Genomic DNA, 14,613 nt, shown 5'->3' with positions numbered 1-14,613 from the left:
TCCTAATTATTTACGCAAACATCAAATAAACATAACTCCTCTGGCGATTCAATGACTTTTTTCAAGCTTTCTTCAAAATCCTTGAAAGTTGTTATTTTTTTCCCTTTCACTCCGAAACTTTCTGCAAGCTGGGCAAAATCCGGATTACTAAAGGATACCCCAAAGCTCTCACCAAACTTTTTATTCATCATCACCTGTTCCAATTTCAATATAGAATCGTTAAGAATGATGATGATGAAAGAAAGACCTAACCGTTTCGCAGTTTCAATTTCAGACATATTCATTAATGCCCCTCCATCCCCTGTAATACAAATTACGGGATCGTTAGGGCAAGCTAATTTCGCTCCAATAGAACCTGGTATAGCAATGCCCATGGAAGCAAGTCCATTTGAAAGAATTAATCGATTTGGTTGCTTCGGCTGATAGGTTCGAGCAATTGATATTTTATGTGAACCAACATCAGAAATAACAATTGTATTCTCCACACATTGTGCCTCAATGACCGCCAATATATTTTCAATTGTTAATAATGGAGAGACTTGAGATATTTTCTGACCAATGTAATAAGATTGTTTAATTTTTTCCCGTAAGTTTCCAAAAGGTTCCCATGCCTTTTTTTCCATATTAAACTGGTTCAATTGCTGCAATATGTGCTTAATACTTCCGATTAATTCCACTTCCACTGGATAATATTCATTAATTTCTGCAGGCATTGAATCAATATGTAGAACAGGGAGCTTCTTTTTATTCCACTCCTTTGGAAGTGCTTCTACAAAATCAAGCCCAATCACAATTAAGAGATCTGACTCCTCAATTCCTTGTAAAACAAGATCCTGCTCACTAAATCCAAACGTAAAGAAATTTTGTGGGTGCTTTTTTGCCAAGACTCCTTTTGCCATAAAACTATGAGCAGCAGGTGATTGTAAAGCATCTATAAACGTTAGTAGCTCATTTGCAGCTTGTTCTCTTACTACCCCGTTGCCTATCAAAATAAACGACTTTTTATATTTTCGTATCACAGCAAATGCATCTTGAAATATCTCATTAATTGGGATGGTTGGAGAAATCATTTTTACAGGTAGTGGCTTGTTCGGGATCTCCTGTGTAGCCAAGTGCTCAGGAAGCTCAATCACAACAGAACCTGGCTTTGTCATGTTTGCAATATTAAATGCCTTCCTAATGGTGGTAGGGATGGATTGGGACTCTTTGATTTGGGTGGACCATTTTGTTATAGGCTCAAATATTTTTACAATGTCTACATACTGATGAGATTCACTATGCTGTCTTTCAAAAGGAGCTTGTCCTGTTAATGCAACAACAGGAGAATGATCCAGATTTGCACTAGAGATCCCGGTCAATAAATTGGTTGCGCCAGGTCCCAGGGTTGCCAAGCAGACCCCAGTTTTTCCAGATAATCTCCCGTAAACATCCGCCATAAAGGCAGCACCTTGCTCATGACGTACATTGATAAATTTAATTTTGGTTGACCTTGCTAAGGAATCAACGATATCCAAAGTTTCTTTCCCTGGAATACCAAAAACATATTCTACCCCTTCATTTTCTAAACATTGAACAAGAACATCACTTGCTTTCATAGCTACCTCCTATAAAGCGTTCCTATTTTGTTTAGTTTGTGGATAAAATCGTTTGACATTCAAGTAACGTCAACAAAACAATAGACTTTTTTACAAAAAAATTTAATAGAAAGAGGATGACGGTGAAATTTGAAGATTACAACGTGGAAATATGAAGTTTTTTTATAAAAGAAATTACAAATTATTCCCCTAATTAAATGTGGACAATCTAGTGAAACACTCACCAATCTGGTGGAGAAGCATTGCTTCACCGCTTTAACGGAGTGGGGGTCAGACCCCCTATTACTCTTTAAAAAACGGATAAACCGCACCATATAATGCAGCATCATTGTAGAGCTGCGCAGTTTTGAGCTCAGTTTTCAGAAAATCATCAGGTAAAAATAGGTGAAGTTGTTTTTGTATATGGTGTAATAAATAGTCACCTTGGCGAGAGATTCCTCCACCAATTAAAATGCACTTAGGATCAATTAATAAAATGATTTGTGCTAAACCCTTGGCTACTTCCTTGCTCCAATCTTCTATAATGGAGACACATAGAACATCTCCTTGTTTAGCTCTAGTGAACACTTCTTTCGTAGATACTCCTTCACCAAATTCCTCTTTTATTCTTTTATTTAAAGCAGAAGTGGACGCTCTCATTTCATAATTTGTTTTTGTCATCGGATCGAATAATAAATATCCGACAGAATTTGCCTGGTGATGAAAGCCATCAATGATGTGATGATGAAAATATGCACCACCAATCCCAGTTCCTAAAGTTATACAATATACTTGATTTTGTTTTTTTGCAGCTCCCTGCCAAATTTCCCCTAGAAGCGCAGCGTTTACATCATTTTCTACATGCACAGGGAGCTGAAAAATTTCAAAAAGTCTACGCTTAAATTCAGTGCCTCTATAATGCTTAATTGTAGGACCAGCGTAGATGATTTCTCCCTTCACCCGATCAACAATTCCTGCAGTACTGATTCCTACACCATGAATAGATGTATGCTGAAGTGATGATGCTATGATTGCTTCAATTTGTTTAAGAATCGCATCATCGATATTTTCCTTCGTTTCTATTTGCTGATGACCATACAAGCCCTTTTTATCATCCATGAATGCATATTTAATAAAGGTACCACCAATATCGATTGCTAAATAATTAGCCATAATCCCCTTCCCCACTCGCTTGTTTATTGTATGTTTTACCTTCTAAGTCAACAAATCCTACTTGTACAAAAGACGAACCCAACACCATTTACCCTCGTTCAATTCACCCTCAAACCGAGGGGACAGTCCCCATTCCATTACCGCTGTAAAGTAGTGGGGGTCTGACCCCCACTACTTTAACATCTTAAAATCATAAGCATGAATGGTTTTTCCTTTTACTGATGATAGGATTTCTTCTAATCCATTAATCTTAATTTCCTTTATTTTTTCTCCGGTGTTTAGAGAATATTGTTCTATATAATAGTGATTTTCTCGTTTTTCATTATATCTCATTACATACAATTGACCATCTTCGAAATAGGTTCCTTCATTATGCCTTATCCCATCTTTTGAGGCGTTTGTAATGTTAAATTTTATTTTCACCTTATGCGTCTTTGCGTCAAAGGAAAAAACCTCTCCCAGTCCATTTATATAGTAAAATTCATTACCATATACATAAGCAGAATTTTTCGGATTAAACGGCACCGTTGCATATAAATTATTATTATTTCGATATGTAGCCAAATTTACTTTTTCTTGATCCAATGTTTCTTTATTGATCCGGAAAAGTACAGTGTTCTCATTAGTATCATTAATAAATTCACTAAGAACAATATAATAATAATTTTCGTCAGCTACAATAGGGGATAAATTTGCATAGTCCAAGCCTTCTTCATTTTTTAACTGGACAATGTCCTGCACCTTTAAATCATCATTCGTAAACAAGACCTTTCGAAATTCATATTCCTTCTCAATATCATTCGTTAATAGAATGACCTCATTATTGTCCACACCAGATGCTAAAATATAATGCGGAATGTTTCCTTTCTGAAATCCATTCTTATTCCCAAATAACACATTTGAGTCGTATCCATCTATCCCTCTTTCATTGTTTACACCCGTATTAAAAATACTAAAATATAAATTTGGTTGTTCTAAATATCCAGTTCTTTCCCCCGTATGCTGTTCCTGCTTCATCTTAAACTCTCGATACGATTCTCCGACGAGCCGAATTTTGTTCTTGTCGACCAGCATAATATCATGCTTATTTTTCGCAATTGTCCCTAGTTCTAAGCTTTTCATTTTATATCCAACGGCGTTGCCTTTATCCTCAATAAATACAGCATAACTTACCCCTTTATTATCTGTATCTTGATCAATCGTTGATGAAAAATATAAAACAGCTTGTTTATCCTCTAAGAAATCCTTTTGCTCAATACTCTCCTTATCAATCATATGTGTTTGATTACTGCCTTTATTAAAAAATAAAAAGTAAATGAGTCCTCCAACTAAAACGATAAATATGATAATCAATAGTATTATGATTGTTTTTTTCATTATAGCCCCCTATTTATTTGAAAAAGGCAATAAGTTTCGTTTCCTAACTTATTGCCTTTTGTCTTTATATATTACGAACTAGTTTTGTACCAGGAGCATCGCGAACATCTCGAGGGTACACTCCTAATCCCTTATCCTTGTCTAGATCTAAGTTTCCATTTAATTTATATGCAGACCAAATTAATTTAGAGCAGTTTTTCGCTCCATTATGACCGGTTGACCGATTAGTAGCAAAGTTATAAGAATATTTCTGTCCTATCTGACTATAAGCCCAATTCGCTGCACCATTCCGATTAGCAGTAGAAGTAGTGACTGATTTTACACAAGCTCCACCTTTATCCACTAGGCGATTAGAAGTAGATATTTTACGAACTCCAGCACTAGGTACAGATTCAACAATAGTACTGCTAGCATAATACAATCCAACATGACCATGATTTAAATAAGCCGTTTGTGAATCTGTATAGAAAAAATTCCCCTTCGTACTCGTACCTACAGCTACCGTTCCACCACTACCACCACTTAATCGATTTTCATTTTCCGCCAAATCAGCATCATTTTTAAGTTCCTGATAAATTTGTTCTAAAATTTCTTCCTGCGAATTTCCTGTTTCTTTTGCAATAGATTCTACATCAGCTAATAACTCATCAGAAGTAACATCTGGCTGCATTTGTAAGATATCGTTTAAGTAGGGTATATCATCACTTGCGGCAAATACACTTGGAACAGAAGATACTACAAGACCAACAGCCAAAATACTTGATAATAAAATTTTTTTCATTAAAATTCCTCCTCGTATTGTAGGCTTTCTTGCCGTTCTAACAAAACTTCCTGTGTATTCCCTACCTCCCCCTTAAAAAACCAGAATAACACGCAAAATAATCATACATTTTTGTAAAAATATTGTAAATATTACAAAATTACTATTTAAAGGAATTTAAACATGACTTTAGATAGGGGGTCAGACCCCCACCACTTCACCGCTTTAAAGAAGTGGGGGTCTGACCCCATCTGAAATCTAATGTATAATAAAATAGATTAAGTATTTATTGCAGCTAAGGTGACTATATCAACATAGAAATGGAGAAGTAATGATGAGAAAATATCAGACTTTATTATTTGATGTGGATAATACTTTATTAGATTTTAGTACAGCTGAAGAGGAAGCATTACGGTTGCTCTTTGAAGATCAAGATTTTCCTTTAACTATTGAAGTTAAAGATCAATATAAAAAAATCAATCAAAGTCTTTGGCGTTTATTCGAGGAGGGCAAAATTGATCGTGATACTGTAATGAATACCCGCCATTCACGACTATTTAAAGAATACGGGCGTGAAGTTGATGGGGCATTATTGGAAAGCAAATATCGCAAATACCTTAGAGAAGGACATCAGTTAGTTGATGGAGCCTTTGAATTAATTAATCATTTGCATAATCATTTTGATTTGTATATTGTCACGAATGGGGACTCAGAAACACAACACAAACGTTTAAAAGATTCTGGTTTATATCCTTTTTTTAAGGAAATATTCGTATCAGACGAAATTGGTTTCCAAAAACCACAGAAGGAGTTTTTCGATTATGTCTTTGCTCGAATTCCTAATTTCTCTGTAGAAAAGGGAATAATTATAGGAGATTCTTTAAGTGCAGATATTAAAGGAGGCTATTTATCAGGTATTGATTCATGCTGGATCAATCCTGAAATGCTACCAAATGATACTAATATCATTCCAACCTATCAAATACAAAAACTTGATGAACTATACCATATTTTAACTGTCTAAATTCCCCTATGTCTAAACAGAGCTTCTTTATATAAAAACTACTAATTAAAACTGCAAAAAAGAGGAAGTCATTTTAATGTACTTCCTCTTTTTAAATTTTATCACTATACTACTTTAAAGCAGTGGGGGTCTGACCCCCAATAATTCATTCAAGCTTTTAAATACCTTTTTCAAATCTTCCTTCGGTATTTTCGCAAATTGGTCACCAATACTTACCTCAAAATAGCAAGAATCCTTATTGATTTCTGTTAAGTAGCTCGTTATACCGATACCTGTTTCTTGATAGATAGCTATTAGAAGCGGCTCAAGTTGCTCTTTTGCAACATTAATATGAACATGAAACATATTTGAAACCGGTTCAAGAGGTAGCGTTGATATTGTATGACATTGATTAAAAAAACTTGCTAATTCTTTGGCATCCTCAAAGTACCTATCCATTTTATGAACGCGCTCATCAAAATAAAAATCAGAGCTGATGATATATGGATAAAGGCTGATAAGATCTCCCCCATGGCGTCTTTTCCATACTTTAGATTTCTCGGTAAAGTCTTTATCACCCGCTAGTATTGCACCTGCAATCCCACCAATCCCTTTATAAAAGGACACATACACACTATCAAATAAAGCGCATATTTCCTCTGCAGACTTTTGATAATACGGAAGAATTTCGAATAGCCTTGCCCCATCTAAATGCAGTTTAATTCCTTTACTCCTGCAAAAGTTTGAGATCTGCTCTAAAGTTTCATAGTCTGGTAGCTGCCCACCAATTTCTCGCTGTGGTAGTTCAAGCAATAAACAAGAAATATCTCCTTCCATATTCACTACATCATCTAATTCAATTACTCTGCTTTTATCAGCAAGTAATACGGGTTCGATATGATGCAATTCCTTTAGGCCATCCTCCTCATGAATCTCTAAATGACTAAGGGGATGATAAGCCACTTTATTGGAACCTTTTTCATCACACCATATTCGTAACGCAATTTGCTGAGCCATTGTACCACTAGGGAAAAATACAGCTGCTTCTTTGCCGAGAAAATTTGCTAGCTTCATTTGGAAGTTTTCAATAATCGCACCATTTCCATAATGGTCACTATCTATTTCACCGTTTAAGTCCATAAGTACCTTTTGTAATACTTGAATATTTCTTTTCCCATGTCCGGAAATTTGATAATTTGTTTGTTTAAAAGCTTCCAATAATGGATTAATGATTAGCATTTTTTTAACTCCCATCTTCGTTGTCAGCGATTTTTCAAACAAAATAAATCGTCTTCAACAACTACTAATTGAATTAACACTCTCTTTATATAAGAAAATGGTAATACATTTAGGCTATAATAAAAAGATTTATCAGATAAATATTTTGGTATCTTTAAGAGATACAAAATAATATTGAAACAAAATTACTTTTTCGCTTTAAAGCGATGGGGGTCTGACCCCCCATTATTGACCCTTCCTATTCTTTTCGCTTTGCTCTTTTTCTTACAATAATAATTAATAAGGCAATAAGGAGGATTAGTGCAATAAATTCAATGATCCACAATATAGAGAAATCGCGGCCTTGTTTCTTTCCTTTTTCTTTCGCCTCTTTTTGATCTTTTATTTTTATTTGTGATGCGTTTGAAAATAGCTGGTTATTATTTGACTGAACAATAATCGTAGATTTTTCATCAGTATTTACTAGATAGTCGAGAAATGTTTTCGAGATCAACGGTGTAGATGACATTTGGTGATCTAAAACAAGGATACTATTTTGTTTTGGGCTCCAAGGATTTGGTTGAATCCAACTAAACAAATCAACTGATTCAGGTATAAAACCATATTTGTTTAAGTCTGGCTTTGATTTCTCTTTATATGTGATCTCTAATTGATCATTTACTTTGTTTAAGAGTGGTTGTAATGCTGGTCCTCCAATAAAGATCGCGTTCGTATTTTTCAGCTCATTCACTTCTACTTTATCTGCAGATGTTAATCTTATCTGCGGTAATTGTCCATTCATACTAAGCGATAGGTATAAAGCAAGAAGCTGTTGATCCTCTACTTTTACCGTTTGAGGTAAGATAATAGTTGTTTTACTATCCTTTCCACCGAAAGGTAGAGGATAGGCTGCGAATGTTTTGTTCCCTTCATCCTTTTGATCCTTTGATGGGAAGTTGAAAGAGCTATCATCGGATATATATATCCAGCGATTTTCGTCTGAATTTGTACAAGAGTTTTTTTGATTTAAGCCATTCGCAACAAATTGTATATCCATCATGCCATTATCTTTAATTGTTTTTGCATCAATCGGTATATTCACGGTATATACACCATTCTCTGCATTTTTCAATGTTCGCAAATCAACCGAATGAGGAACATCATTGATGAATACAACTAATTCTACCTCTCCACCATTTATCGTTTTACCAGTTTTCTCATTGATTGGCAAAATCGTTTCAGAGCGTTTTAAATGTAACTTCAGAGTAGATGTTTGCCCAGAATGTAAAGATTTCGGTAAGTAGTAAAAGTAATGCTGACTTTTCCCTTGCGTACTATCCAAAATAAAATTTCCCATACCAAATTGTTTTAGTGTAACTTGACGATTATTATCTGTTTCTTTCCAATTAGGGATCGTCTGAATGGACATTTGATTTCCTGATAATTGTTTCATCCATTGCTGATTAGTTAGTACACTTACCCGCTTCTGAATTTCTCCTGGTGTTTTTGCTGTGACAAATAATGCTTCCACTTTATTTTTCCCATTTACAAGCTTATGACGAGAAAGCAAGAGTGATTGATTATCAGTTGGTAGTGATGCTTTTTCCATTACTTGTTTCATAAATGGTGTGGAAAATTCCGTTTGTGCCCCGATGAATATTACATTTCCTCGAAGACTTTTTACATTAGATTCCCGAACCATTTGAACTGAACCCTCTGTATAGGATTGCTCCCTTAAATAGGTTGCTATCATTAACCCACTATTCAATGTTTCCATTGATGCCTTATCTGGTAGTATGATGAATACTGGATTTGTTGAAGTGCCTTGAAAAATATCTGGATAATCCTTTAAGGATTGCTTGATATCGTTTATTTGTCCATTTAGTTGGATATATGAATTAATACCAATATTTAACCAGTTACCAGAAGTTCCTTGATCGACACAAACACCTTCCTTAATGACACCATGGTAGGAAACCTTTACACTATGACTCCCTTTTTTAAGAGCATTACCTGTAAGTGGAAATATGATCTGGCCCTTTTCATTTTGACTATTTAAAGGCTTTGATGTGATCGTTTGTCCATCGACACTTAACGTTAATGATGAAGGCGAAATCAGCATTTCAGAATGAGTGAAATCTAAGACTAGTTGATTATTCTGTCCTTTCGCATCTGAAATGTTCTCATAATAAAATGTAACCTCTTGTTCTGGTCCAATTAACTCAATCGGGCTATTTGTTATGGAATGCCGTGTTCCTACATTATTTTGACCTTCTATTTCCATACCTTGTATAGGAATTTCAGTCAAGGTCTGTGCCGCACTATTCAGCTGTCCCATACATAAGAAGAAAATAATTAATGATGTGATAAATATTATTCTATTGTTTTTCATAAGGAACCCCCTTTACCCTTCTGATCGAACCGTTCTGTTTTATACCATTTTACCTCTTGGTGAAATAACACACGTTTGATTTCAAGGTAAAGTGCATATATAACAAGAACAATCCACATTTGCGAATAGGTGAAATACATAAATATGACATAAAAAAAGTTTTTAAGATTCATTTCTGCTTTTTCAATACTTAGTGTAATCATGACTTCTGTTAGGAAAAGCAGAAAGGCAAGAACCCATAACGCTAAAGAAACATTTCCAATCGTCAGCTGTAAATCGTAGAATAGATTAATGATGAATAGAACATTCGATACAATTACACCAAAGAAGAAAAGAAAATAAGTGAAGAAAAAATAAAATAAATCAAATATAATTCTTTTTCGCTTTAATTTAAAAAATTGGCTTAGAAATTTTAACACGACATACTGATTACCGCGTGCCCATCTGGTTCGTTGCTTCCACCATACCTTTAATGTTTCTGGCTCTTGCTCCCAAGTAATCGCTGCTGGAAAAAAACGAATATGATAGCCTAAATTATATACGCGAATCGTTAATTCAGTATCTTCCGCTAATGCTTTTACATCCCAGCCTCCAAGCTCTTCAATAATACTTCGACGAATGGCAAAGTTAGTCCCAGGTATCGTTGCCACTTTGAACCATTTCCATCTGCCCCCCTGGGCCATCCATTGAAAACAGATTGTTTCAATATTAATAAATCGTGTTAACCATGTTTTTGCTGCATTAATTACTCTAAATTTACCAACTATCGCTGCAGATTTAGGATCATTCACAAGTCCCATAACAAGATACCAAATGGCCATTCGCTCTGGTGTATTGTCCGCATCATAAACAGCAATAATCTCGCTTTCAGATTGATATAATGCTTCATTTAAAGCAGATGATTTACCCTTCCCTCTATTAGGAGGCTTTGTTTCTATCATTCGAATAAAAGGATATTTTTCAGCGAACTCCTGAACGATTTCTCCTGTACGATCTGATGAGTTGTCATTAATTACGATGACTTCTAGCTTATCTTTGGGATAGTAAAGGCGAGACATCGCTTTTAAGGTCTGCCCGATAACTACTTCCTCATTATGTGCTGGAATGAACACACTTACAGTTGGGAGATCAACCATATTTTTCTCCCATTTCGGGATGATTTTTTCATATGTCTGAAAGTGGCGATAACCACCTTGCATTAAGAACATATGATATAGCAACATGACCCAAATTAAAATAAGAGCCATGTAGAATAATAGATTAGCCATGTTAATTCCTCTCCTCAAAAAGTCTTTTTCGTAATCTTGCTCTAAGACCTAAAATGTAAAAGAAGAAGACAAGTATGGTGAGGGATACAATGATTGCTAGAACCCATAAGACAAGGTCAAAAGGACGTTCTTTTATATTTTGAAAAAAGAGCTTATAACCATTTATTGATGATGTTACCTGTATGGGTTTGTCTTTTTCCTGCTTAATCTTTACATGATTAGATTGAACGGTTTGCTCTGTTTTTCTTAGATCAAGCCATTCGACATTTGGAACTGATTCTATTAATTCCACCATATGGGGTAAATATTTCAATCCGATATAAGGATGATAGAAACCGCCAATCATGGATCCCGGTACTTTCTCAAGCTGTTTTAATTTCGTCTCCATCTCTTGATACGGATCGCTTAATGTCGGATCAATAAATCCAATCGTTTCTGGATACAGTGTCATCCCTGAAGTGATAGCTGGCTTTGATGCAAAGAGTGGAGCGGACATGACCTCCCAATTTTCATCACTCAATTGAACTTGTCCAAAAATAGAAGAAAAATACTCGGAAGTAACATGATAGCCATTTGGACTCATCGCATAGTGTGGTGCCTCAAATGCAATAGGATAAAGACCTAATTGCGTTAAATGTTCGATTGAATTTGTCAGCTTTTCGTCTATATATTCTTTTTCCAATCGATTCATCTTGTTTAAATATTTTTGATACTCTTCCTCTGATGTAAAATCCAAGCTATTCTTCATTTTTGGCGGTGTTTCATCTGTATTTTTAGTAATAATTTTTTGATTTAATTTAGCATCCCAAAATTCAAATCCTTCTCCTGTTTCTTCATGACGGTAGGAATGAGTATATCCATGAGCAATGATCATCCCTCCACGCTTTTGAAGCTCTTTTAACACCCGAACAAGTTTTTTATTACTTGCAAGAGTTGTATATTCACCCGTTTCACTATTTACATAAACAGGGATAACAGCCATATAAAATGGAATGTTATGCTCTGATAAATATTCACCTGTTTCTTTTAAAAGCTTAGGATCTGTGATCGGTGAAATATCCTCAAGACGTATATATGCCTGGTGAACATCTGGTGGTTTCTGGTCTAGTAGGCTATAAAGGGATTGGGATACTGAATATTTCGTTTCTGTTCTAAAAGCTGTTGCCGCAATATATGATAATTTCCCCTTTTTAACAATAAAAGGAAATCTTTCTCCTAGATTCTCTCCAGTAGAAAGAGTTTCACTCTCCTCTGGTGGAATAACATGAATAATTGATAATATCGTTTCTAAAGAATCATTATCTAATTTCCTTATCGATTCGGGACCGACAAATTTCCATTGCTTATACGGCTGCAATTGCTCTACATTATGACCAATTGCAATGATTCGCCCTTTAAAAGATTGAATTGCATCCCTCACATTTCTAGGAACCCTTCCTTTTTCTTCTCCCATAAACACGATGACATCACTTTTCTTCAGCTTATCTATGTTCACTTGGTTCGCTTCCACTAAATCGATCTTTTTAGCAAAAGCTGCAAGAGTTGCTTCTAAAAATAAAACATCAGAATTCGGGAGATGATCTTGGGTCATATAGATGAATGTCATTTTAGGAAGTGTTTCTTCTGCATGGGTGGTTGGAACAATTGCAATTAACTGCACTAGCATGGCCAATACAAAAATGGACATCAATCGTTTATAGTTCACGATACACCATCTCACTTTCTACTTGCTGAAGCAATGCACGGTAATCCGCAACAGCGACCTCTTGATCGTAGACGATATGCCCTGAACGGAACGACAATGTTACATATTTTTCATTTAATAATTGATGTGTTTTAAGTGTTTCAGCTAATTTTTTATATATCACCTCAACAGAATGATCATCTGTATTTGTGAGAAGTAATGCAAACCGATCTTGATCATAACGAAATTTTCTATCTGTTATCCTCATCGTTTTCTCAATGGTTTTTGCCAGTTCAGACAATAAGTGACTCGTTTCCTTTTCTCCATATAATTGTTTAAACTTAGCAAAATAATCAATTTGCAATAGAATCAGGGTAAAAGCTGCACCATATCGATCCGTTCGTTTCATTTCTGCCTGTACTTCCATTTCCATCCTAAATTTATTATCAAAACCAGTCTCAACATCCACAGCTACAAATTGTCTTATCTCTTCCTGTAATCGACGATTTTTTTCACCTTGATTGATAAATATATCATGTACACGTCCTGTTAGCAGGATACAAATAATTAATGCAACCCCATAACCTAAAAAGAGAGGTAAAGGAAAAGTAACCTTTGGTGTATTGGTCATTTCTAAATAAAAAAGAGCAGTTCCAACTATAAATATAAATAGGAAGCTGCTATATAGCCCCTTAACCGTACCTAACATCATTGTCACACATAGGAGTAATACAAAAAATCCTAATAATAGAAAGCCTACGGTTCCTTGTTTCAGTAATAAAAAGGATGGAATTTGTACGACAATTAACAAAATGACCATTAGAAGGAGAGCAATTTTTTCCTGTTCAAAATACTTTTTCATTCATTCCTCTCCTTTCCGCAATAATTGCTAATAAATTATCAAATGAATGAGTATCCTTCGAGTCAACATCAATATAGCCACCATAGTACGGTGATTTCTTTTGATTTTGACGTAATGTAAGCATTTGGGAATATAGCTGTTTCGCAAATTCTCTTTCATCTATTTCAATACACATTAAAATAGCCAGCGCATAAACTGCTGGTGCCTCATACTGTACGATTGGCTGCGCTGTTTCACTATCATATTGTCCATATATTTTTCCATTTCCCTCTTTAAAAGCCTTCTTTGCAAATTGAAATAAAGGGCTAACATCTCCACCCCATTGCGCTTCATGAAGACCAACATAAAATTGATCAATTAAATTCACTTTTTGATCATACGAATATTTCCCTGTTTTTATATTGTATTCCTTCGGATAAAACCCTATCTTTGAGCGTGGTGCTTTAAGTAATACATCTTTTGTTTCTTCGTACATTTCATCTGATAGGATTCCAACTTTACTCATTCTCTTATAGCTTTCAGGTATGATATAACTTAGGGTAATAATCTCTCCTTTATCGTCCATATTAGTTAAATCTATGTAATCTACCATCAATTGATCAACTGATTGATTGCGAACAAGACTTTTACTCATTTTTTTTGCTAGGTTTGTATAGAAAGGGGTCTTCCATTTTTCCCCCGCTATGAACAAGCTATTAACAATTCTTAAATCATCGATTGAAGCATTAACAAGGTATTTTTTTGTCCCTTCTATTTTCCATGGGACTAGATGATCCTTTGTTAAAAAATACTTTTCCAGTACCTCAACTTGTTGCTTGAATTGTATAGAATCATTTTTTTCGATTAAATACTCAAGCCAAAGTCCCACAGATTCAGATAAATAAACATTATTTTGATCTGTTATATTCGTTTGAATGAATCCTTCTTTATTAAGTAGATAGTTTTGAATAAATATTTCCGTAGCAAGGGAGGCTTTTACAGGAGTTGACTGACTCTTTTCCGAAAAAACACATACGACAACGATAATCACCCCTAACACCAACAGTGACAACAATCCCCTAATCAACCAAGCTCTCATTTCACAATTCCTCTCTCATATGCCAAACTAATTTATTTCATAGTTACATAGTAACCCGTTCCATATACCTAGTAAACAAATTTTCGCTTTGGTAATTAGTGGGGTCAGACCCCCACTGCTTTACCGCGTTAAACGACAGGGGGTCTGACCCCCTGTTCCAGAGTCCTCAATTGACAATATAAATAAATGATTACTCCTTTAGATGAAAAGTGACGATAATTTGG

Annotated in this window: 11 protein-coding genes; 1 reads left to right on the top strand and 10 read right to left on the bottom strand. The window is 35.0% G+C overall.

Annotation, left to right across the window (positions count from 1 at the left end; translation table 11 throughout):
• Positions 1–2 precede the first annotated feature (2 nt).
• The 4 genes from NST63_RS04205 to NST63_RS04190 all read right to left on the bottom strand — a co-directional run bounded on the left by NST63_RS04205 (position 3) and on the right by NST63_RS04190 (position 4,905).
• Positions 3–1,595, bottom strand: coding sequence for an acetolactate synthase large subunit (locus NST63_RS04205; RefSeq protein WP_180212207.1), 1,593 nt, complete (start codon positions 1,593–1,595; stop codon positions 3–5).
• A 282-nt stretch (positions 1,596–1,877) separates the two neighbouring features.
• On the bottom strand, positions 1,878–2,747 hold the full coding sequence (locus NST63_RS04200; RefSeq protein ID WP_212945521.1) for an ROK family protein: 870 nt from the start codon (positions 2,745–2,747) through the stop codon (positions 1,878–1,880).
• A gap of 171 nt (positions 2,748–2,918) precedes the next feature.
• Positions 2,919–4,124, bottom strand: a complete 1,206-nt coding sequence (locus NST63_RS04195) for a hypothetical protein (protein ID WP_341041364.1) — start codon at positions 4,122–4,124, stop codon at positions 2,919–2,921.
• A 64-nt stretch (positions 4,125–4,188) separates the two neighbouring features.
• The gene (locus NST63_RS04190) at positions 4,189–4,905 is read right to left on the bottom strand and encodes a YiiX/YebB-like N1pC/P60 family cysteine hydrolase (RefSeq protein ID WP_078110446.1); all 717 of its coding nucleotides are present in this window, start codon (positions 4,903–4,905) and stop codon (positions 4,189–4,191) included.
• Between the two features lie 313 nt (positions 4,906–5,218).
• Here NST63_RS04190 and NST63_RS04185 point away from each other — a divergent pair, with 313 nt between their 5' ends.
• Complete coding sequence (locus NST63_RS04185) at positions 5,219–5,908, top strand: YjjG family noncanonical pyrimidine nucleotidase (protein WP_341041363.1); 690 nt, start codon at positions 5,219–5,221, stop codon at positions 5,906–5,908.
• A gap of 114 nt (positions 5,909–6,022) precedes the next feature.
• Here NST63_RS04185 and NST63_RS04180 read toward each other — a convergent pair whose 3' ends face one another.
• The 6 genes from NST63_RS04180 to NST63_RS04155 all read right to left on the bottom strand — a co-directional run bounded on the left by NST63_RS04180 (position 6,023) and on the right by NST63_RS04155 (position 14,389).
• Positions 6,023–7,126, bottom strand: a complete 1,104-nt coding sequence (locus NST63_RS04180; protein ID WP_341041362.1) for a threonine aldolase family protein — start codon at positions 7,124–7,126, stop codon at positions 6,023–6,025.
• Positions 7,127–7,364: 238 nt separating this feature from the next.
• The gene (locus tag NST63_RS04175) at positions 7,365–9,497 is read right to left on the bottom strand and encodes a cellulose biosynthesis cyclic di-GMP-binding regulatory protein BcsB (protein ID WP_341041361.1); all 2,133 of its coding nucleotides are present in this window, start codon (positions 9,495–9,497) and stop codon (positions 7,365–7,367) included.
• Complete coding sequence (locus NST63_RS04170) at positions 9,494–10,765, bottom strand: glycosyltransferase family 2 protein (protein ID WP_078109581.1); 1,272 nt, start codon at positions 10,763–10,765, stop codon at positions 9,494–9,496. The genes NST63_RS04175 and NST63_RS04170 overlap by 4 nt, the downstream gene beginning before the upstream one ends.
• A gap of 1 nt (position 10,766) precedes the next feature.
• On the bottom strand, positions 10,767–12,470 hold the full coding sequence (locus NST63_RS04165) for a DUF2334 domain-containing protein (RefSeq protein ID WP_180212218.1): 1,704 nt from the start codon (positions 12,468–12,470) through the stop codon (positions 10,767–10,769).
• Positions 12,460–13,311, bottom strand: a complete 852-nt coding sequence (locus NST63_RS04160) for a diguanylate cyclase domain-containing protein (RefSeq protein WP_180212219.1) — start codon at positions 13,309–13,311, stop codon at positions 12,460–12,462. The genes NST63_RS04165 and NST63_RS04160 overlap by 11 nt, the downstream gene beginning before the upstream one ends.
• Positions 13,295–14,389, bottom strand: a complete 1,095-nt coding sequence (locus tag NST63_RS04155; protein ID WP_180212220.1) for a glycosyl hydrolase family 8 — start codon at positions 14,387–14,389, stop codon at positions 13,295–13,297. The genes NST63_RS04160 and NST63_RS04155 overlap by 17 nt, the downstream gene beginning before the upstream one ends.
• Positions 14,390–14,613: the final 224 nt, after the last annotated feature.

It is taken from the genome of Heyndrickxia sp. FSL W8-0496 (assembly GCF_038007825.1).
Taxonomy (GTDB): domain Bacteria; phylum Bacillota; class Bacilli; order Bacillales; family Bacillaceae_C; genus Heyndrickxia; species Heyndrickxia oleronia.
The sequence above is the reverse complement of the archived record's forward strand: the minus strand, read 5'-3'. Positions and strand labels throughout refer to the sequence as shown.